Origin of the sequence: Flavobacterium erciyesense, from assembly GCF_018069925.1 — a bacterium.
GTDB lineage: Bacteria > Bacteroidota > Bacteroidia > Flavobacteriales > Flavobacteriaceae > Flavobacterium > Flavobacterium erciyesense.
Genome location: NZ_JAGPXB010000008.1, coordinates 87,592 through 109,544, shown reverse-complemented (window position 1 = coordinate 109,544; position 21,953 = coordinate 87,592). Strand labels below are relative to the sequence as shown.

General features: G+C 35.7%; 17 protein-coding genes. 9 read left to right on the top strand and 8 right to left on the bottom strand.

Features of this window, described 5'->3' with window-relative positions:
- Nucleotides 1–10: 10 nt before the first annotated feature.
- Nucleotides 11–2,431, bottom strand: a complete 2,421-nt coding sequence (gene pheT / locus KBJ98_RS10095) for a phenylalanine--tRNA ligase subunit beta (RefSeq protein WP_210790281.1) — start codon at nucleotides 2,429–2,431, stop codon at nucleotides 11–13.
- A 284-nt stretch (nucleotides 2,432–2,715) separates the two neighbouring features.
- Between pheT and KBJ98_RS10090 the strand changes: the two genes are divergently transcribed.
- Nucleotides 2,716–4,221: an aldehyde dehydrogenase family protein gene (locus tag KBJ98_RS10090; RefSeq protein WP_210790279.1), complete on the top strand. Its 1,506-nt coding sequence runs from the start codon at nucleotides 2,716–2,718 to the stop codon at nucleotides 4,219–4,221.
- 76 nt (nucleotides 4,222–4,297) lie between these two features.
- Nucleotides 4,298–4,672, top strand: coding sequence for a DUF779 domain-containing protein (locus KBJ98_RS10085; RefSeq protein ID WP_210790276.1), 375 nt, complete (start codon nucleotides 4,298–4,300; stop codon nucleotides 4,670–4,672).
- A gap of 1 nt (nucleotide 4,673) precedes the next feature.
- On the opposite strand, the gene KBJ98_RS10080 is transcribed toward KBJ98_RS10085, so the two are convergent.
- The 6 genes from KBJ98_RS10080 to recG form a co-directional block, all read right to left on the bottom strand.
- On the bottom strand, nucleotides 4,674–5,597 hold the full coding sequence (locus tag KBJ98_RS10080) for an AraC family transcriptional regulator (RefSeq protein ID WP_210790272.1): 924 nt from the start codon (nucleotides 5,595–5,597) through the stop codon (nucleotides 4,674–4,676).
- 73 nt (nucleotides 5,598–5,670) lie between these two features.
- Nucleotides 5,671–6,534, bottom strand: a complete 864-nt coding sequence (locus tag KBJ98_RS10075; protein WP_210790269.1) for a bestrophin family protein — start codon at nucleotides 6,532–6,534, stop codon at nucleotides 5,671–5,673.
- Nucleotides 6,535–6,562: 28 nt separating this feature from the next.
- Nucleotides 6,563–7,876, bottom strand: a complete 1,314-nt coding sequence (locus KBJ98_RS10070) for a TolC family protein (protein WP_210790266.1) — start codon at nucleotides 7,874–7,876, stop codon at nucleotides 6,563–6,565.
- A 59-nt stretch (nucleotides 7,877–7,935) separates the two neighbouring features.
- Entirely contained in the window at nucleotides 7,936–11,031 is a 3,096-nt protein-coding gene (locus tag KBJ98_RS10065; protein ID WP_210790264.1) for an efflux RND transporter permease subunit, read from the bottom strand.
- Nucleotides 11,032–11,097: 66 nt separating this feature from the next.
- Entirely contained in the window at nucleotides 11,098–12,156 is a 1,059-nt protein-coding gene (locus KBJ98_RS10060) for an efflux RND transporter periplasmic adaptor subunit (RefSeq protein WP_210790260.1), read from the bottom strand.
- A gap of 268 nt (nucleotides 12,157–12,424) precedes the next feature.
- Nucleotides 12,425–14,536, bottom strand: a complete 2,112-nt coding sequence (gene recG / locus KBJ98_RS10055) for an ATP-dependent DNA helicase RecG (protein ID WP_210790257.1) — start codon at nucleotides 14,534–14,536, stop codon at nucleotides 12,425–12,427.
- A 420-nt stretch (nucleotides 14,537–14,956) separates the two neighbouring features.
- Here recG and KBJ98_RS10050 point away from each other — a divergent pair, with 420 nt between their 5' ends.
- From KBJ98_RS10050 to KBJ98_RS10020, 7 genes are all read left to right on the top strand, one after another.
- Complete coding sequence (locus KBJ98_RS10050; RefSeq protein WP_210790254.1) at nucleotides 14,957–15,382, top strand: MarR family winged helix-turn-helix transcriptional regulator; 426 nt, start codon at nucleotides 14,957–14,959, stop codon at nucleotides 15,380–15,382.
- A 13-nt stretch (nucleotides 15,383–15,395) separates the two neighbouring features.
- Nucleotides 15,396–15,818: an organic hydroperoxide resistance protein gene (locus KBJ98_RS10045; protein ID WP_225899106.1), complete on the top strand. Its 423-nt coding sequence runs from the start codon at nucleotides 15,396–15,398 to the stop codon at nucleotides 15,816–15,818.
- Nucleotides 15,819–15,840: 22 nt separating this feature from the next.
- The gene (locus KBJ98_RS10040; RefSeq protein WP_210790253.1) at nucleotides 15,841–16,476 is read left to right on the top strand and encodes a nitroreductase family protein; all 636 of its coding nucleotides are present in this window, start codon (nucleotides 15,841–15,843) and stop codon (nucleotides 16,474–16,476) included.
- Between the two features lie 161 nt (nucleotides 16,477–16,637).
- Nucleotides 16,638–17,117: a GyrI-like domain-containing protein gene (locus KBJ98_RS10035; RefSeq protein WP_210790250.1), complete on the top strand. Its 480-nt coding sequence runs from the start codon at nucleotides 16,638–16,640 to the stop codon at nucleotides 17,115–17,117.
- 99 nt (nucleotides 17,118–17,216) lie between these two features.
- Nucleotides 17,217–17,765: a DUF1697 domain-containing protein gene (locus tag KBJ98_RS10030; RefSeq protein ID WP_210790247.1), complete on the top strand. Its 549-nt coding sequence runs from the start codon at nucleotides 17,217–17,219 to the stop codon at nucleotides 17,763–17,765.
- Between the two features lie 422 nt (nucleotides 17,766–18,187).
- Nucleotides 18,188–19,672, top strand: a complete 1,485-nt coding sequence (locus tag KBJ98_RS10025; RefSeq protein ID WP_210790244.1) for an aminopeptidase P family protein — start codon at nucleotides 18,188–18,190, stop codon at nucleotides 19,670–19,672.
- 265 nt (nucleotides 19,673–19,937) lie between these two features.
- Nucleotides 19,938–21,149, top strand: coding sequence for a sensor histidine kinase (locus KBJ98_RS10020; RefSeq protein WP_210790241.1), 1,212 nt, complete (start codon nucleotides 19,938–19,940; stop codon nucleotides 21,147–21,149).
- A gap of 24 nt (nucleotides 21,150–21,173) precedes the next feature.
- Here KBJ98_RS10020 and KBJ98_RS10015 read toward each other — a convergent pair whose 3' ends face one another.
- A complete protein-coding gene (locus KBJ98_RS10015; protein ID WP_210790239.1) occupies nucleotides 21,174–21,917 on the bottom strand; it encodes a Dph6-related ATP pyrophosphatase in 744 nt (247 codons plus the stop codon).
- Nucleotides 21,918–21,953 lie beyond the last annotated feature (36 nt).

The following is a 21,953-nucleotide window of genomic DNA, read 5'->3' as shown; positions in this document are numbered from 1 at the left end:
TTGGTTCTTCTTATCTTAAAACAGCACCTAATTCCGTTTCAAATGTTTTTTGCAACTTGCTCATGATTTTGTCAATTTGCACATCGGTCAAGGTCTTAGCGCTATCCTGAATAGTAAAACTTATAGCGTATGATTTTTTTCCTTCGGCAAGATTTTGGCCTTGATATACATCAAATAAATCTACATTTTTAAGTAAGCCTTTTTCTGTTTGTCTCGCTAAGTTGTAAATACTGCTGTAAGTTACGTTTTCATCAATCAACAAAGCTAAGTCTCGTCGTACCTCAGGGTATTTTGGAATTTCAACAAATTTAATTTTAGTTGAAAGTTTTTTCAAAATTAAATCCCAGTCAAAATCAGCATAAAATACTTCTTGTTTGATTCCGAATTGTTTCAAAATGCTCTTTTTCACAACTCCTAACGATACTAAAACATCGTTTCCTATCGATAATGAAATTCCTTCTGACAATACATCAAGAGTAGTAGGGATATTTTGAAATTTAGATAATCCCAAACGTGATAAAATTCCTTCTACATAACCTTTAAATAAGAAAAAGTCAGATGGTTTTTGTGTAGCCGTCCAGCTTTCAGCGTTGCGACTACCCGTTAAAAACATAGATAAATGCTTTTTTTCTTCGTAACCTGCCAAATATTTGTGGTACGTTTTTCCGAATTCAAATAACTTTAAATCGGCATTTTTACGATTGATATTATACGAGACAGCCTCTAAACCAGAAAACAATAAAGACTGGCGCATAGTAGACAAATCGGCACTCAACGGATTTAAAATTGTAACATTATTGCTAGGATTCAACTGCTCAGATAAATCAACATACGACGCTGTTGTTAACGAGTTCGCCATCATTTCATGAAATCCTTGAGAGTTCAATTGTGTGGCAATAGTATTTTGAATTTTGTAATCTTCGTTTCGAGGAGAGTTAAACACGGTTGCATGTAACTTATTTGAAAAAGCAACATTGTTGTAACCGTAAACTCTTAAAATTTCTTCGATAACATCAATTTCTCTTTGTACATCTACGCGGTAGGATGGAATAGTTAAACCGAGTCCAGCATCAGAAACACTGTTAACTTTAATATCAAGTGAAACTAAAATTTTCTTTATTGTATCTTTCGGGATTTCTTGACCAATGATCTTAGCAACTTTGCTGAAGTTTAAGAAAACCGTGAAGTCCTCAATCTTTTTTGGGTAAAAATTTACCACATCAGATGTGATTTCTCCACCTGCTACTTCTTGAATTAATAAAGCAGCGCGTTTCAATGCATATTCTGTAATTGTAGGGTCAATACCTCTTTCAAATCGGAAAGACGCATCCGTATTCAATTGATGTCTTTTAGCTGTTTTACGAACACTAACAGGATTAAAATAAGCGCTTTCTAAGAAAATAGAGTTCGTACTTTCTGAAACGCCCGATTTTTTTCCACCAAAAACCCCTGCGATGCAAAGCGGCCCTTTTTCATCGCAAATCATCAAATCTTCTTCATGTAGTGTGCGCTCAACATCATCCAACGTAACAAATTTAGTTCCCGCAGGAAGCGTTTGTACAATCACTTTACCGTTGATTTTAGCTGCATCAAAAGCGTGCAGCGGCTGACCAAGTTCATGTAAAACATAATTGGTAACGTCAACTACATTGTTTTTTGGTGTTAAACCAATGGCTTTTAATCGGTTTTGCAACCAAGCTGGTGATGGTTTAATCTCGATTCCCGAAATGGTTACACCACAGTATCTCGGAGCTAATTTGCTCTCTTTAACATCAACATCTATTTTAAGGGTGCGCTTGTCTACTCTAAAGTTACTCACAGATGGCGTGATTAGTTCTACACTAATTCCTTTTTGTAGCATTCCAGCTCTCAAATCGCGTGCTGTTCCCCAATGACTCATGGCGTCTGCACGGTTTGGTGTTAATCCAATTTCAAAAACTTCGTCGTTTTCTATTTTAAACACCGTTGCAGCTGCTGTGCCAGGAACTAAAGCATCATCAAGAACCATAATTCCGTCGTGACTATCGCCTAAACCTAATTCGTCTTCGGCACATATCATACCGTGGCTTTCTTGACCTCTGATTTTTCCTTTTTTGATGGTAAAAGCTTCTCCATTGGCATCGTATAAAACGGTTCCAATAGTTGCAACCGGTACTTTTTGTCCTGCAGCTACATTGGCTGCTCCACAAACAATTTGTACGGGAGTTCCTGTTCCTAAATCAACGGTAGTTACTTTTAGTCGATCAGCGTCAGGGTGTTGTACGCAGGTTAACACATGACCTACCACAATACCCTCTAAGCCTCCTTTTACAGATTGGTATTTTTCAACGCCTTCTACTTCAAGACCTAAATCGGTCAATAGAGCAGATGTTTCCTCTGAATTCCAGTCTGTTTTAATAAATTGCTTTAACCAGTTGTATGATATTTTCATGTGATAATTTTAATAAAAGTGCAAAGAGCTTCATTTTAGAAACCGTGTGCAAATATAAGGATTGAAGCGTGTAGAAAGAAACAATTTTTTTGCTTTTTTAAACGGTTTCATTAGCATTGTACAGTTAATCTTTTTCGATATGAAAGCCTAATTAAATGTGAAATGTGTAATAAATAGTTCTTAAAAAAATGTATTTGAAAATTTTATGCTACTAATTGATACTATCGTGCTATATTTTTTAGAATTGTGTTGCTAAATTTGAAAAAAACATAAAAAGTAGTACTATGGATAATGTGTTAAAAAGACCTGAATTTAAGGCAAAATATGATAATTACATTGGCGGTAAATTTGTTGCGCCAATAGGCGGAACTTATTTTGATGTTGTTTCACCAATTGATGGAAAAGTATTTACGCAAGCAGCTCATTCTAACAAAGCGGATCTTGATTTGGCTGTCGATACGGCTTACGATGCTTTCAAAACTTGGGGTAAAACATCAGTAACCGAGAGAAGTGTTCTATTAAATAAAATCGCTCAAATAATCGAAGATAATTTAGAATATTTAGCAATTGTAGAAACCATAGATAATGGTAAAGCGGTTCGTGAAACTCTAGCGGCCGACTTGCCGTTGGCAATAGATCATTTTAGATATTTTGCAAGTGTAATTCGTGCTGAAGAAAGTTCAATAACCGAACTAGATTCGCAAACAGTTTCAATTGCATTAAGCGAACCTCTTGGGGTTGTAGCTCAAATTATTCCTTGGAATTTCCCTATTTTAATGGCAGTTTGGAAACTGGCTCCAGCGCTTGCAGCAGGAAATACGGTGGTGCTCAAACCAGCTGAGAGTACTCCGATATCGATTTTGATCTTAATGGAATTGATAGGAGATATATTGCCTCCCGGAGTTGTAAACATCGTTAATGGATTTGGTTCTGAGTTAGGAAGAGCATTGGTAACCAACAAAAAAGTTTCAAAAGCTGCCTTTACAGGATCTACTCCAACAGGACGTTTGGTTATGCAATATGCTACTGAGAATATTATTCCTGTAACCTTAGAACTTGGAGGGAAATCACCAAATATTTTTATGAAATCGGTGGCTGATGCCGATGATGAATTTTTTGATAAAGCAGTCGAAGGTGCTGTGATGTTCGCCTTAAACCAAGGTGAAATTTGTACCTGTCCATCACGTTTATTGGTGCACGAAGAAATCTATGATAAGTTTATTGCCAAAGTAATTGAACGTACCGAAGCAATTGCAACAGGACATCCTTTGGATAAAAATACCATGATGGGTGCGCAAACTTCGATGATTCAGAAGGAAAAAATTCTATCCTACATTAAATTAGGAAAAGAAGAAGGAGCAGAGTTGCTTACTGGCGGTTTCGAAAATACGCACGACGGGGAATTAGAAGGTGGTTACTACATTAAACCAACTCTTTTTAAAGGACATAACAAAATGAGAATTTTTCAAGAGGAAATTTTCGGACCAGTTTTAGCAGTGACTACCTTCAAAACAACCGAGGAAGCCATCGAGATTGCGAATGACACAATTTATGGTTTGGGCGCTGGTTTATGGACACGCGACGCTCACGAAATTTACCAAGTGCCTAGAGCTATTCAAGCTGGTCGTGTTTGGATTAATCAGTACCATTCATATCCTGCAGGAGCTCCATTTGGAGGCTACAAACAATCAGGAATTGGTCGTGAAAACCATAAAATGATGTTGGGTCATTACCGTCAGACTAAAAATATGCTTATTTCTTACGATAAAAATAAATTGGGTTTCTTTTAATTGGTTACAATAGATTGTTCAATTCAAAACCTGGCAAGTACTTCAATTTGCCAGGTTTTATTTTAAAGACTAAAAAATGAAAAAACGAATTCATGCTACTCAGAAAGCGATTGATTTAATACACATTTTACAAGAAAAACATGGCGATTTGATGTTTTATCAAGCAGGAGGTTGCTGTGAAGGAACGCAGCCACAATGTTTTGAAAAAGGAGGTTTCTACCAACGGTATGGTGATGTGTGCATTGGTACACTAGAAAACACAGAGTTCTGGGTAGATAAGGATTTATTTGAATATTGGAAACATGCTCATTTTACACTTGATGTTTTGGATGGCTTTGGCGTAGGAGGCTTTTCATTGGAAACTCCGCTTAAAAAGACATTTCGAATTGAATATCGATTGTTTTCAGAAGAAGAACTTCTTGATTTAGAACCGCTGCGATTTATAGAATAGACTAATTTACAAACAGTTGTTGGTATTGTTTTGGCGTGATACCTTCGTGCTTTTTGAATAGTCGAATGAAATAATTACAATCTTCAAAACCAGATAAATAGCAAACTTCATTAATTTGAATCGCTGGATTTTTAAGTAATTGTTTAGCACAACGCATTTTTTCTACGTGAATAAATTCTACAGGACTCATGCCTAGTTCGCGTTTGAAATAGCGATAAAAAGAGCTTGTACTCATAGATACTTTGTCGCTAAGCTGCTTCATGTTGAAATTTTCTTTTATATTTTCCCTGATAAATGCAACAATTTGAGTCATAGGATTATTAGGATCTGTTGGGGTTCCTTCTTCTAAAGATTGGGTAGCTTGCGATTGTATAATGCGGATTAATAATTCTTGTAATGTCAAATCAGCGAGAACATCCTTGGTGATGGATGTACTCATGCATTCCTGAATTAGTTTATTAATAGTCGTAGCTAACTCAACATTGTTGTAGAAAAAGTAATTTTGGTAATTAAGCTCCCAAAACTGATTGTTTCCTTCTTTAGGATAACGTTCGTTCAAAAATTGGAGTGTATCTGTAATTTTTACTTGGTCAATGGCAAGTGCTAAACATTGTGTGGGGTTGTGACTTGAAGCCTCTGGGAAATCGATTTTCATAGCTACATTTGACGGAATCACAACAGTTTCGCCAGGTAAATAAACAAAACTAGGGTCATCAAAAAGATGCATTACTTTTTTACCTCGAAGCATACTGGTTACCACCAAATCATTGAACTGTAGCGGCACAGCCATTGAGGATTCATAAGTTTCGAACAAGTTTAACTCGCAATGATTCAATCCGTAAACAGTTCTGTTTTCTACTAAAGTTTTAAGTGATTTTTCGTTAGATAACAGTGGTGGCTGAATGAAATAGCGGTTATTATTCATAGTATATTACTTTTCGATGAGGGAAATATAAATATACTAAAAAAGCTTTATTCGGTAACTTACTTTAACATTTTTACAATAATTCGTTGACGTGCCTTTTGATATTTTCGCTAATTATTTCAGTTGGTAAATCATTTTCATCGGTACCAAAAGGTTCTTCGATTTCTTCAGCAATCAACTCTAAACTCGCCAAAACATAAAATATAAATACCACTACTGGCACCACATAATAACCTAAACTGAAGGAATAGCCGAACGGTAAAGTCATGACATAAAAAAAGATGAATTTTTTTAGAAAAGCACTGTAGGAGTAGGGGATTGGCGTGTTTTTAATCCTTTCACAAGCACCGCAAATATCAGTAAACGACTTTAATTCGTCGTTTAAAATGATAAGTTGGTCGCCTGTAATTTTTTTATCGATGTACAATAAATTGATTCTCTCAAACATTAGTTTAGCCACTTGATTGGGCCTATGTTTGTCTTGGTCTAAATCAATAACTAAATTTTCATTTAATTGTTGGCTCGTTGCTTCGTCTTTTAAATGCAAGTTTAAAACAAAAGCGTAATTCGGGATTAGATTTCTAAAAAAAGCTACATCTTCTTCGTCTTTGAGAATCGCAGCTAGTTTCAAAGCAAGATTGCGACTGTTGTTTACCAACGCACCCCATAATTTTCTGCCTTCCCACCAACGATCGTATGCAGTGTTGGTTCTAAAAACAAGCAAAAGAGATATGACAAAGCCTAACATTCCATGCATAATGGTAATGTTTCTGACATAACTGTCTTCGGCTAGCTTCCAATATTCTACTTCAACATAACCAACTACTCCGGAATAAATTCCAATGGCAATCATCACTGGAAATAATTTTCTAAAAGTATCTGCTTTGTGAAAGCGGAATATAAATGTAAACCAATCTTTGGTGTTGTACGAAACCATTTTGTTTTTTTTACTTCGGTAAAAGTAATTAAAAAACTAAATTACCAGCCAATTCACGTAAGGCAATTTCAGATAGTTTACCTTGAAATTGAGCATTGCTGTAACGAACTTTGGCGTTTACATAATTTAACTGCGCTGTTCTAAACTCTAAAGTGGTAATGGTTCCAATTCGGAATTTATCTAAAGTAATTGTTAAGTTCTGTTGTGCAATAGCTTCATTTTTTTCTTCTAAACGTATCAATTCTAAGTTAGTCAAATACGTTTGATAGGAGGAAGCCAACTGTGAATTAAGAGTCAGATTTTGCTGTTCAATGGTTAATTTAGAATTAGCTACTTGTAATTTTGCTATCTTCTCGTTTCTGTTTTGTGCAAAACCATCAAAAATATTGATCGAGGCCGTAAATCCGTAATTAAAACCTCTGGATTGTGATTCTCTAACAAATCCTAAACTACTTTCACTTTCTGAAAAATTGTAGGCCGTATTCACTCTCAAAGTAGGGTAGCGCGCAGCTTTTACCTGTTTTAGCTCTAATTCAGCCACTCTCTTATTGATGATTTGAGCTTCTAATTGAGGGTTTTGCTTTTCAGCTAAGGCTTTCAACTCTGGTAAAGTTAAAAACGAATCTACAGCTAGTTCATTTACTACTTTAAAATCAGTGGTCACATCACGTGCAAGTAGTTGGTTGAGCAAAATTTTGCTGTTAGCGTACAATTCTTTTTGACGCAAAAGTGCCACTTGATCTGTATTTAAGTCCACTTGCGCATTTAAAACTTCAAGTTTTGACGCCTTACCAATTGTAAATCGGTTTTGAGCCAATGCTAATCGTTGGTTCGAAATTACAATAGTTGTATCAAGAGCTGCTAATTGTTGTTGTTGCTGTACCAAATCGTAATAGGCGGCATTGACATCACTAACTCTAGTTAAAATAGTGAGCTTTAATTGTGCTTCACCTAGTTTTTGTAATTCTTTTAATTGATCCCTGCGAGCAAACATGCGCATACCATCAAAAATAGTCCAATCCAATCCAACACCGTAGGTTAGATTGTTATTTTTGGCATTATCTAATTCGTTTTGTGTACCATCTTGCCTTATTTGCGAACTGTTTTGTACACTATTGTTATCCAAAACATTAGCAGTTAACGTAGGTAGCATTCCAGCGTTACCAATAGCATTATTTATCTTTTGAACATCCAGATTATTACGCCCAATTTTTATATCATAATTATTCTCTAGTGCAGTTTTGACAGCGTTTTCTAGAGAAAGTACTTCTTGCGCAAAACCGGTTGTACAGCATAAAAGTAGGAACAGTTCGGTTACGATATGTTTTTTAAAATTTGTCATTTTTCTAATTTTTCGTGCCAAAAAAAATGGCTATTTGGCTTGAATACAATTACTTAATTTTATTTGAATTCTTTCTCGTACTCTTCAATACGGTCAAATTCAGGATAATGTTTACGTGCTTTAGACCACATTAAATACATAGCTGGGATAACAAACAATGTTAATACGAGAGAAAAAATAGTTCCTCCTACAATAACAACTCCCATACCAATACGACTTGTAGAAGCTGCTCCTAATGATAAAGCAATTGGCAATGCACCTAATGAGATAGCCAAACTGGTCATTAAAATAGGTCGCAAACGTGCTTCAGAAGCTTCGAGAATTGCTTCTAATTTTGGCTTTCCTTGTTCACGGAGTTGGTTAGCAAATTCTACGATCAGGATTCCATTTTTGGTTACTAAACCAATCAACATTACGGTTCCAATTTGACTAAAAATGTTCCATGTTTGATCAAATAGCCACAACGAGAACAATGCACCAGCAACAGCCATTGGTACCGTTAAAATGATGATAAATGGATCGATAAAACTTTCGAATTGTGCTGCTAATATCAAGAAAATTAAAAGTAAAGCCAAACCAAAGGCGAAAGCAGTATTCGAGCTACTTTCAACAAAATCACGAGATTCACCACCTAAATCAGTTGTGAAACTGTCGTCTAAAACTTTAGCTTTGATTTCGTTCATAGCATCAATTCCGTCGCTGATACTTTTTCCTGGTGCCAAACCTGCAGAAACCGTTGCCGCCATATAACGGTTGTTGTGGTACAACTGTGGCGGATTACTTTTTTCCTCAATAGTCACTACGTTGTCCATTTGAATTAATTCGCCCGCACTGTTTTTTACAAACATCGAGGTTAAATCCAATGGTTTAGAACGGTCATCTTGATCAAACTGCCCAATAACTTGGTACTGTTTACCATTTCGCATAAAATATCCAAAACGTTGACCGCTTAAAGAAAGTTGTAACGATTGTGCAATATCAATTACTGAGATACCCAAACTTTCAGCTTTTTCTCTATCAATAGTTACATTGACTTCCGGTTTGTTAAATTTCAAGTTGACATCACTTACAGCAAAAGTTGGATTTTTCGCCACCTCATCCATAAAAACAGGAATCTTTTCTTGCAATTTTTCAAAGTTAGGTGCTTGAATGATATACTGAATTGGCAAACCACCACGACGGTTTACAGCAATTGTTGGCTGTTCGATAACAGATGTTTTTGCATCTGGATATTGCTTGGTCCACTTGGTTAGTTTTTCGGCAATTTCTTTCTGAGAATCTTTACGTTCGTCTGGTTGTACCAATGAAACTCGTATGAATCCACTGTTTACAGATGATGAACCAAAACCTGGTGAGGTAATTACGAGCGCTACTTTTTTACCCGGAATAGAATCATCTACTAGTTTTGAAACTTCTTGCATGAAGCGATCGGTATATTCGTATGAAGAGCCTTCTGGCGTAGACATTCGCATTACAAAACCAGAACGATCATCGTAAGGCGCAGTTTCTTTTTGAATCAAACTAAAAAACAAGTAAATTAAACCAAAACAAGCAATTAAAATAGGGAAGCTCAACCATTTGTTTTTGATGAAAGAAGCTAACGAACTTGCGTAACTGCTATTTAATTTTTCAAAATAAGGTTCTGTTTTGATGTAAAAATTAGACTTTTTCTGCTCGCCACCTTTCATTAAATAAGCATTTAACATTGGTGTTAATGTCAAGGATACAAAAGCAGAAATTAAAACGGCGGCTCCAATTACTACTCCAAATTCCCGAAACAGTCGGCCTACGAATCCTTCTAAGAAAATTACAGGTAGGAATACTGCGGCTAAGGTTACCGAAATTGAAATTACTGCAAAAAAGATTTCGTTCGATCCTTTAATTGCTGCCTCAATTGGCGTCATTCCTTCTTCGACTTTTTTGAAAATATTCTCCGTTACTACAATACCATCATCAACAACCAAACCCGTTGCCAAAACAATGGCTAAAAGTGTTAACACATTGATTGAAAATCCGAACAACCACATGATAAAAAAGGTAGCAATAAGTGATACCGGAATATCAATTAAAGGTCTGAAAGCAATAGCCCAATCTCTAAAGAATAAGAAAATGATCAAAACTACCAAGACAATGGAGATACCGAGAGTTTCAGCTACTTCAATTACTGATTTTTTTACAAAAACAGTATTGTCAATAGCAATATTCAGTTTGATGTCTTTGGGTAGGTCTTTTTTTAGTTGCTCAAATTCTTTGTAAAATGCAGCGGAAATATCCAAATAGTTCGCTCCTGGAAGCGGTACAATAGCAACTCCCACAAGCGGTGTTCCTGATTGTGTCATTTTGGTTTCGGTATTTTCAGGACCTAAAACAGCGTTTCCAACATCGCTTAGGCGTACTACTTTTTCACCTTCTGAACGAATGATAATATTGTTAAATTCTTCTGCAGTTGAAAGGTTTCCAATAGTTTTTACCGTTAATTCCGTATTGTTTCCGGTTAATTTTCCAGATGGTAATTCTACATTTTGTTTGTTTAAAGCGGTTCTCACTTCGGCTACTGTACAACCGTAGGAAGCTAATTTTACCGGATCAATCCACAAACGCATCGCGTAGCGTTTTTGCCCCCAAATTTGAACTCCAGATACTCCTGGAATAGTTTCTAAACGTTGCGAAATTACATTTTCAGCGTAATCACTCAATTCTAAAGCGTTTCGCGTATCACTTTGAACCGTCATCGAAATAATGGCATCACCATTGGCATCCGCTTTTGATACTACTGGTGGCGAATCAATGTCTTGTGGTAAGTTTCTAACAGCTTGCGATACTTTGTCACGCACATCATTAGCTGCATCTTCAAGGTTTTTATCCAAGTTAAACTCGATGGTGATGTTACTGCTTCCTTGTGCACTTGACGAAGTAACGTTTCGGATTCCATCAATTGAATTAATTGCTTTTTCGAGAGGCTCTGTAATTTGCGATTCGATGATATCAGCATTTGCACCAGCGTAATTCGTTCGAATCGATACTTGAGCGGGGTCAATAGAAGGGAATTCCCTCACGCCCAGAAAGGTGTAGCCAATTAAACCAAATAAAACAATGGCTAAATTAATTACAATGGTAAATACAGGTCTTCTAATACTAGTTGTTGATAAACTCATTTAGATTTTTAATTTTTGATTGCTGTTTTTAGATTTTTGTGTTGTTCAGAAATCTACCTTTTGAATCTATTTAACTTTTACGGCAACTTCGGCCTCATTTTTTAATGACATTACGCCTGATGTGATCAATGTATCGCCTACATTTAATCCTGAAAGAACAAGTAGCGAGGTAGCCGTTCTTGTAGTTGTTTCGATATTTACTTCTTGAGCAAGACCATTTTTAGATATAAAAACTTTTTTACCATTTTGAACCGGAATAACCGCTTCTGTAGGAACAATGATGGCGTCTTTTATGATGTCTAGCGGCAAATCAACATCAGCAAATGTTCCAGGTAATAATTTTCCGTTTTTATTGTCGGCCAAGGCACGAACTTGCAGCGTACGAGTTGCTACAGCTACTTCAGGTTCAATGGCGTAAACTGTTGCCGTATATTTTTCTTCTGAGCCAGATATCTTGAAATGAAGCACGGTATTGTTTTTAACTTGCGTAGCGTATTTTTCTGGTATCGAAAAAGTAATTTTCAAGCGGCTTGTGTTGACCAATTTTGCTACTAAAACTGTAGGTGTGATGTAAGTTCCAGGTGAAATACTACGAAGACCAATTTTCCCTGAAAATGGTGCTCTAACAGATGTTTTAGCAATTTGTGCACGAATTAATGAACTTTGTGCTTGAGCCGATTTTAGATCTGCTCTTGCCAAATCATATTCTTCTTGACTTATGGCTTCCTTTTGTAATAATAATTTAGCTCTGCGTTCGTTTTCGGATGCTAGCCCTTCACGAGTTTGCATTTGCGTAAGCTGTGCTCTAAGTTCAATATCATTTACCTTGAACAAAACTTGTCCTTTGCTTACGTTACTTCCTTCTTGAAAATAAATACCTTCAACAATACCTGAAACTTCGCTTCTTATTTCTACTTGCTCATTGGCTTCGATAGAACCTGAAAGTGACAAATTATTGTCAAACGTTTGGGCTTTGATTACAATTCCACTTACATTCATTTTTTTGCCTTTTCCTTTTGGATCTTTTCCATCACCATTTTCACTTTTGTTTTCCATGATGCGGTAACCAATAAAACCAATGATTCCGGCAGCTAAAAGGGTGTAGGATAAGTATTTGATTTTCATAAATTAAAGTATAAAGTAAGATTATGTTTGTGTAAATTGAGTTAAAAGCAAATTTAGCTTTTATTAGTGTATAGTTGCTTTTCTTAATTATTATTTAACGTTTGTAGCTACAACTGTTGTATTGAAAAGCAAAAAATCTCATAGCAAAATATGCTTGATTGATTTTTTAGACAATAAGAAATGAAAAAGGTTTAATTTGATTATTTAAAAAAAAACAAAAAAAGCTAAATGGATTTAGTAAATGGATTTGTCAAGTAGCAGAAAATATCTAACTAATGTAGTTCCAAATATTTTTCTTTTTAGTTAATTCCAAATAGACTGCACGTAAAGTAGCGTGCTCTGGTTTTTCTAAAGGAGCATCAGCTTTTAAAATTTTCATAGCATGATGTCGCGCTAAGCTAAGGATATCTCGATCTTTGACAATATCAGCAATTTGCAAATTCAAAACACCGCTTTGTTGTGTTCCCATTAAATTACCCGGGCCACGTAATTTTAAATCAACCTCAGCAATTTCAAATCCGTCGATCGTGCGCACCATCGTCTCTAATCGGGTTTTACTATCGGCGCTTAGCTTGTGGCTGCTCATTAAAATACAGTAACTTTGATCGGCACCACGACCTACGCGACCACGTAATTGATGTAGCTGCGACAATCCAAAACGTTCCGCACTTTCAATAATCATAACCGAAGCATTGGGGACATTTACACCAACTTCAATCACAGTAGTAGCCACCATGATATTGGTTTTACCATCAACAAATCGTTTCATTTCGGCTTCTTTATCGGCAGCTTTCATTTTACCGTGAACAATTGAAATGGCGTATTGCGGCAACGGAAAATCACGAGAAATACTTTCGTAGCCATCCATCAAATCTTTGTAATCCATTGATTCCGATTCTTGAATCAGTGGATAGACAATGTAGATTTGTCGACCTAAGGCAATTTCGTCTCTAATAAATTTCCAAACCTTCAAGCGGTTGCTGTCAAAACGGTGTACGGTTTGTATGGGTTTTCGTCCCGGCGGTAGTTCGTCAATGACAGAAATATCCAAATCTCCATATAAACTCATGGCCAAAGTACGCGGGATAGGAGTAGCGGTCATCACAAGTACGTGCGGAGGAATACTATTTTTTTTCCACAATTTCGAGCGTTGCTCCACCCCAAAACGATGTTGCTCATCAATAACGGCGAGTCCTAAATTTTTAAACTTAACCTTATCTTCAAGCAAAGCATGTGTGCCAATAAGGATTTGCAGACTTCCGTTTTCAAGTTCTTCGTGAATTTGTCGGCGGGCTGCTGTTTTGCTTGATCCGGTGAGAATTTTAATATTGAGTTGTAGTTTTTCGGCCAATTCGGCTAAACCTACATAATGCTGATTGGCTAAAATTTCTGTAGGTGCCATCAAACAAGCCTGAAAACCATTATCCAAAGCCAATAACATAGTCAAAAAAGCCACAATTGTTTTCCCCGAACCCACATCACCTTGCAACAAACGGTTCATTTGTGCATTGCTTCCCATGTCGGTTCTAATTTCTTTAATCACCCTTTTTTGGGCATTCGTCAAATCAAAAGGCAAGTGTTCTTTGTAAAAACTATTAAAATTATCACCCACAATTCGAAAAGGATGGCCTTTTATTTTGTGTTTTTGAATCAAATTTTTGGTGATCAATTGCAATTGTATAAAAAACAATTCTTCAAATTTGAGTCGGAATTGCGCTTTTGCTAAAGCATCTGGATTTTTTGGGAAATGTATGTGCAGCAACGCATCTTTTTTAGAAATGAGCAGCAATTCTTGTAGCAAATAGTTTGGTAGCGTTTCAACAATCAAACTGTGCGTTTCCGTAAACAACTGCAGCATCATTTTATTGATTGTGCGGTTCGAAATCCCTCTGTTAGTCAAAGTCTCTGTCGAAGGATAAACCGGTTGCATGGCTGAACGCAAGCTTTTTTCATGCTCACTCAACAATTCAATTTCAGGATGTGCCATGTTGTACGCCCCGTTAAACGAGGTGCATTTCCCAAAAACAACACACATTTCATTCAATTTTAGCGATTCACGCACCCATTTGTGACCCTGAAACCACACCAATTCCATCTGCCCGGTTTGGTCCACAAAAGTAGCAACGAGGCGTTTTCTACCTTTGCCAAACTCCACCGTTTTTACATGAATAATTTTACCAATGAGTTGTACCTCAGCAACATTATTTTGCAGCTCGTTAATTTTGTAGTAACGGGTTCGGTCAATATATCTGTTCGGGTAAAAATTCACCAAATCAGCGTAAGTATGAATCCCCAATTCCTTGCGCAACAAAGCACCGCGACTAGGTCCCACGCCTTTTAAATATTCAATCGGAGTTAGTAAAATTTGATTCAATGACATCTTTTGCTGTTGGAATTAAGGTTTCGCTACGTATCTGTTTTTATTCGTAATTGCGACTTATTTCTACCGCACGAAGATAGTTTTTTGTTCCTAAAATAGAAAATGCTCTTTACTTTAAAACAAATCTTTCTCTTTTGTTTTGGCAGCTATTCTTGCTCTTCATTTCAAGCTTTTTGTCACAAAACCTTTTTTCTTGCCTTTGTCAGGAGCTTCCTTTGGTCGCTCTGTCAAAACCAGAAAAAAATGGTTTTCTGTCTGCAAAGGCTTTTCATTACTATCAAGGCTGCGAAATTGTTGTCAATAGCAATAAAGTACTTCGGTTTGTAAATTCTCTCATTGTTAAAACTATATTAATTTTATAAAATTAAATTGTACACAATTTAATTACGTCATATCTTTGTACTATAAATTATTTCAACTATGAATGAGCAACTCAATTTAAGTCAGCAAGTTTGTTTTCCTATTTATGCCTTTGCAAAGGAAATCATCAATCAATACCGTCCTATGTTAGATGCTATTGAGTTGACCTATCCGCAGTACTTGGTCATGATGGTGTTGTGGGAGCACGATTCACAAACCGTCAATCAGCTAGGTGGCAAGTTACATTTAGACAGCGGAACACTTACGCCTTTGCTAAAACGATTGGAGACTAAATCATTGGTGAGCAGAACGCGCAGCACAACTGATGAGCGTATCGTAAACATTACTTTAACCCAAAAGGGGAAAGAGTTACAAACTCAAGCGGCTACTATACCGCAAAAATTAATGCAGGCTATGAATTTAGAAATGGAAGATCTGGAAGAATTAAAAAGAATTATCACAAAAATTTCAAATAAAAATAAATAATACAATTAGAAAAATGAAAGCATTATACAGTACAAAAGCAACTGCACAAGGCGGCAGAAACGGTCAAGTTAAAAGCGAAAATGGCGTTTTAGAACTAACAGTTCAGCATCCAAAAGCCTTAGGCGGAGCAAATGATGATCACGCCAATCCAGAAATGTTATTCGCAGCAGGATACGCAGCATGTTTTGATAGCGCGTTGAACTTAGTTATCAAAAAAGAAAAAATTACAACTGGAGAAACTACGGTAACTGCTAACATTGGTATCGGACCAAACGCCACCGGAGGTTTTACCCTTGAAGCTGCTTTGCATGCCAATATTCCCGGCGTTACAATCGAGGTAGCACAAGATTTAATTGAAAAAGCACACCAAGTATGTCCGTACTCTAACGCAACTAGAGGAAATATGGAAGTTGCACTATCAGTTTCAAACGACTAAATTCCTGATTAAAATAAATACAATGGCATTAATTGAAGATTTAAATTGGAGACACGCTGTAAAAGCATACGATCCTACCAAAAAAGTAAGTAAAGAAAATATTGATAAAATAATCGAGGCTGCTCGTTTGGCTCCAACTTCATCTGGTTTGCAACCATTTCAGGTTTTGGTAGTCGAAAATCAAGAGTTAAAACAAAAATTGGTGCAAGGCGCTCTAAATCCGGAATGTATGCGTGATTGCTCGCATGTATTGATTTTTGCAGGTTGGGACAGGTACACTGCTGAGCGTATTGATAAAGTTTATGATTTTACAACTGCTGAACGTGGTTTGCCACAAGGCCGCTTTAATAGTTATACAGACATGCTAAAGAAAATTTATTTAGCGCAACCTGCCGAAGAAAATTTTGCTCACATTGCCAGACAAACCTATATCGCTCTTGGCTTAGCATTGGCACAGGCGGCAGAGTTAAAAGTGGATACAACGCCTGTTGAAGGTTTCAAAAACGAGGTTGTTGATGAGATTTTAAAACTAAACGAATTAGGTTTGAAAAGTGTTTCCTTAATGTATGTAGGTCATGCTGATACACCAAACGATTGGATTGCACCTATGAAAAAAGTGCGAATCCCAACTGAGGAATTTGTAGTAGAGTTCAAATAAATTAAAATAAGTCATATTTCACGATAACTGATTTTGTGGAAAGTTCAAAGCAAAGGATATTATTTGCTTTGAACTTTTTTTTTCATGTGTCTCGCAGTGCGGGAACAAATTTGTAAACTTGCACTTTCGATTTTTTGTTTTCAATTTTAAATAGTGTCTATATGAACCCAACGATTATATCTATTCCTGAAAAAAAATGCATTGGTATTCGTCAAGATATGTCTTTTGCGGATTACAAAGCGCATGAAGTTTGGCAGCGTTTTATGCCACGCAGAAATGAAATAGAAAATAGGTTGGGGCAATACTTTTTATCGGTTCAAGTTACTGATGCACATTTTTGGAGTAATTTTAATCCCAATTCTTTGTTCCAGAAATGGGCGGTTGCAGAAGTAACTGATTATTCATCGCTACCTCAAGGAATGGAAACAATTACAATTCGATCAGGTCTGTATGCTGTGTTTATCTACAAAGGAGACGGAACCGATACGTCTGCATTTTTCGAGTCAATTTTTACAGAATGGCTGCCCAACTCAAATTATCAATTAGCTCATCGTCCGCATTTTGAACTTTTAGGAGAAAAGTACCAACGTGGTAATCCTGATTCTCAAGAAGAAGTTTATATCCCAATTGAGTTGAAATAAAGCGTTTCGATTATTTTAAAGAACAATTTTTGCAGTTGAAATCAAATTCATAGCTTCTACTTTTAAAATAGCTCTTACATTTGTCAAAAAAAATACAACATGATAACTCATCTTGCATTGTTGCGCGGTATCAACGTATCGGGCCACAATATGATTAAAATGGAGGCTTTAAAAACAGTGCTTGAAGCAGCAGGCTTTCAAAACGTACAAACCTATATTCAGTCGGGCAATGTTTTTGTAGATACAGATGAAACCAATGCTGCGGCTGTGGGATTCAAAATAAAGCAAGAATTGTTTAAAAATTTTGGTCATGAAGTACCTGTTGTTGTCATTGCAAAATCTGATTTAGATGCGTGCCTAAACAACAATCCCTTTTTGAAAGAAAAAGAGCTTGATATTAAAAAGTTATACGTGGCCTTCATTTCTACTACGCTAAAAGATACAAGTATCAATGATTTAAAAGTAAGTCAATTTAAACCCGATGAAGCTCGAATTGACGGCAATAAAATTTTTATTAAATATGCTGTTGGTGCGGGTAAAACAAGATTCGATCAAAAATACATCGAAAAAAAATTGAATGTAACAGCTACAATCCGCAATTGGAATACGGTTACTCAATTGTTACAGTTGTTTGTAGAACGAGAGTAAATTTCTGTTTAAAAGGGTATTGAGAGTTTTATTGTGTCAAAATATCCAATGAACACACATGCATTACTGAAATTTTTTTATTTTTTTTCAAAAAAAAAAGCTTTTGCCACGCAACCTTTTTTTTAAACCACATCTTACAAATGTCCTTTGCAAAATAAAACATAGGTTAGTTATACTTTGAGTTATAAAAATTTTAAATAAAGGAGTGCTTACATTAACATTTTTCATAAAGATTAGTTTGGTTAATTTTAAGAAAATGAAGTACTTTACAAAGAGCATTTAAAAGGTGAAAATCTTTTGGTGCTCTTTTTTTTATGCAAAATAAAACAATTGCAAACTTTCAAAGATGATTTACAGAATTTTATCTTATGTTTAAACTTTTATTAAGGCACTATTACCAAAATATATATCAAACCATCGAGATGACTTTTAAACTTTGTATCATAGCAGTAATTTTCAGCGCAGCGAATCTTTTTGCGCAAAATAATAAGCCAACTGACTATTTAAGTCCACAATTTCACAAAGAAAAACGTGACGCATTTCGCTTAAAAATGCCAAAAAATTCGGTAGCCGTTTTCTTTAGCAATCCTTTACGTAATCGAGCGAATGATGTTGATTTTATTTTTCACCAAGATCCTGATTATTATTACCTAACAGGTTACAATGAACCCAATGCGGTTTTGGTTCTTTTTTCTGAGAAACAAACCCTGTCTGACGGAACTTCAACCAACGAAATTTTATATGTTCAAGAAAAAAATTCACGACGCGAGCAATGGACAGGCATTCGTTTAGGAGTAGAGGGAGCCAAAAAGGAACTTGGCTTTGCAGTAGTCAAAAATGGTAGTGATTTTTTAAAAGCCCAAATTACTTTCGGAAAGTTTGATACCATTTTGTTCAAAGAGTTTCAAAACGATGTTCGCGACGAAAAAAGCGAAGCAGCAAATTTGTACCAGTTAATTTCAGCTTTTAAAGCTCAAATTGATTTTGATAAAGAAAGTAACGCTCAAAATGATCCTGCAGAATTAAAAACTGTTAGTCCGACAACTTCAACACCAGTTAGAAAAACTAAGCTAGATACAAAATCGATGTTGAATTTTATGGCAGCAATGCGAGAGATAAAAACAGATGAGGAAATTAAATTAATTACAAAAGCGGTGCGAATTTCTGCGATGGGACAACGCGAAATAATGAAAGCGATGCATCCTGGCATGTCTGAAATGGAGGTACAAGGTGTTCATGAATATGTGTATAAGAAATACGGAAGCGAATACGAAGGATATCCATCCATCGTAGGAGCGGGAAACAATGGCTGTGTTTTGCATTATATTGAAAATACAAAGTTAAAGGTTGAAAATGACTTGGTTCTTATGGATTTGGGAGCAGAATATCACGGCTACACTGCTGATGTGACAAGAACAATTCCTGCAAATGGAAAATTTTCTACAGAGCAACAATTGATATATGATTTAGTTTTTCAAGCCCAAGAAGCAGGCATTGCTGCAGTGCAATTAGGAAATTCATTTAATGCTCCAGATGCCGCTGCAAGAAATGTAATTACAGAAGGTTTAGTTCGATTAGGAATTGCTAAATCAGCAATGGATGCCCGACGATTTTTTCCACACGGTACAAGTCATCATATTGGTTTAGATGTACATGATCCGGGAACTTATCAAGCCTTCAAACCCAATATGATCGTAACAGTTGAGCCAGGTATTTACATTCCAATTGGTAGTGATTGCGACAAAAAATGGTGGGGAATTGCCGTCCGCATCGAAGATGATATTTTAACAACTACTAAAGGTCCAATCAATCTTTCTGCTGAAGCGCCAAGAAGTAGTAGCGAAATTGAAAAATTAATGCTTGAAAAAAGTATTTTGGACTCATTTTTGCTTCCTAAACTAGACTAATAATTATTGATTAAATAAAATTGTCTAATGGCGTCTCCAACCTAAAATTAAGCTTTTTAACGATAAAAATTGTATTTTGTCGGATAAATATTTCGACTTTGTATTAAAATTGTTATAAAAGTTTTTATTTTTTATATGCAAACATAATAAAATTGTATTTTTGCATACTTATTTCTTTGATTATCTGTTATATAAAGTTTTGGTGACATTACTTTTTAAACATTCAGAGGGTGGGGAAGGGAGATGAAGAAAAATATATAATAGAATGATTACACCTCAAATACACCATGCAGAATTTAAAAGACTACAAGTCTTAGAATCCTATTCCATTTTGGATACTTTACCGGAAGAGGATTATGATAACCTCGCTGCTATTGCTTCGCAAATATGTGACACACCAATTGCTATTATTGGCTTTATTGATGCCAATAGGCATTGGTTTAAATCTAGAGTAGGAACTCCTTTAAATGAAAATTCAAGAGACTATTCCTTTTGTGGTCATGCTATCAATGACAACCAAAACATTTTTATAGTCCCTGATGCTAGAGTTGATGATCGTTTTCAAGATAATCCCATCACAAAGGGAGAAGCACCAATTCTTTTTTATGCAGGAGTATCGCTCATTGATGATGCAACAGGTTTACCTGTAGGTACTATCTGTGTACTAGACCATCAACCCAAAAATTTAAGTGAAGGCCAAATTAATTCTTTGCAAGCACTTTCTAGACAAACGATGAAACTTTTGGAGTTGCGTGCCAATAAACTAAAGTTGGAGAAAAATATTGCTTTATTGGAGAAAAAAAATCAGGATTTAGAACGTTTCTCATACAGTGCAGCTCATGACTTGAAATCGCCACTGTCAAACATTTCAGGTTTGTCAACTGTATTGATAGAAAGTTATGAAAATAAGATTGATGGCGAAGCTATTGAAGTCATTGGTTTAATTAAAAGTTCAGCACTCAAATTAAAGGAAATGATTGATAATTTACTTGTAATAAGCAAAGCGGAAAGTGTTGCAGATACAAGTAATGACGAGGTTTTAGTGGCTACGTTAGAGACGGAGTTAAAAAATTTGTTATCCTTTGAAGAGAATTGTAAAATTGTTTTAAGTTCGAATGTGGTGGCGTTGTACATCAATAAAACAATCCTTGAGCAAATTTTACTCAATTTGATTTCAAATGCAATTAAGTATAATAACAAAGAAAATATACAAATAACAATTTCGATAAATGCTGAAGCAGATAGCTATATCATTTCGGTTCAGGATAACGGTTTAGGCATTTTACCTGAGCATCAAAAAATCATATTTGATGAATTTGAAGTTGTAGCAGAGCAGGATCGTTTTGGAGAAAAAGGTAGCGGGATTGGTTTAGCAACCGTAAAACGTCTGGTTGATGCGTATAAAGGGACTATTCAAGTTTCTTCAGAAATTGGAAAAGGTTCGCTATTCACATTTAATTTACCTCGATTGAAATAAAGAAAACAAAGTAAATCGCGTTATTTACTTTGTTTTTTCTATCAAATCACAATACCAAAAGCCATATTCATATGGAGCGTCAGAATCGGTATCACAGGCTGTGTTAGAAGCAGTTGAAGTAGCTGGTTTTTCATATTTTCGATATACAGTTTCTCCAATTTCAAAATTGATTGGTTGTTTAAACAAAGGACCATCAAAAGTAAAGGTGTGAAATTCTCCATTTTCTCCGCAAGGATCCACATTTTCAGGCAAATCTTCTAAAAAGGAAGCGTCAATAATTCGCCCAACAAAACTTTGATCCAAATATCGTTCGTTTACACAAACTACTATTGTTTTAAATCCTAAATCAATAAATTCTTGAATGAGTTCAGGAGTTGACTTTTTCCAAAGGGGAAAAATACCTTGAAGACCAACCGTAGCTAATTTTTCTTCGCGGTAGCGGCGTAAATCTTCTAAAAATATATCTCCAAAAATTGATTGGGTGATGCCTTGCTCTTTTAATTTCGATAGTTTTTCATGCATTACATTTTCGTAAACTTCCATGCTCGGCATCTCTGGCAGATACATAATTTCTAGTGGAATTCCGATACTCTTAGCTTGCTGCAGCAGTAAACTTTCGCGCACGCCATGCATTGAAATACGACCGTACTTTTCATTTACACTTGTAAGTAAGCAAGTCACTTCGATTTCTTGTTGTTGTAAAATTTTATATAATGCCAGTGCAGAATCTTTACCACTGCTCCAATTAAATAAGGCTTTCTTTTTCAATGTAAATTGTGTTTTGTGCGGTAAACTTACAAAATT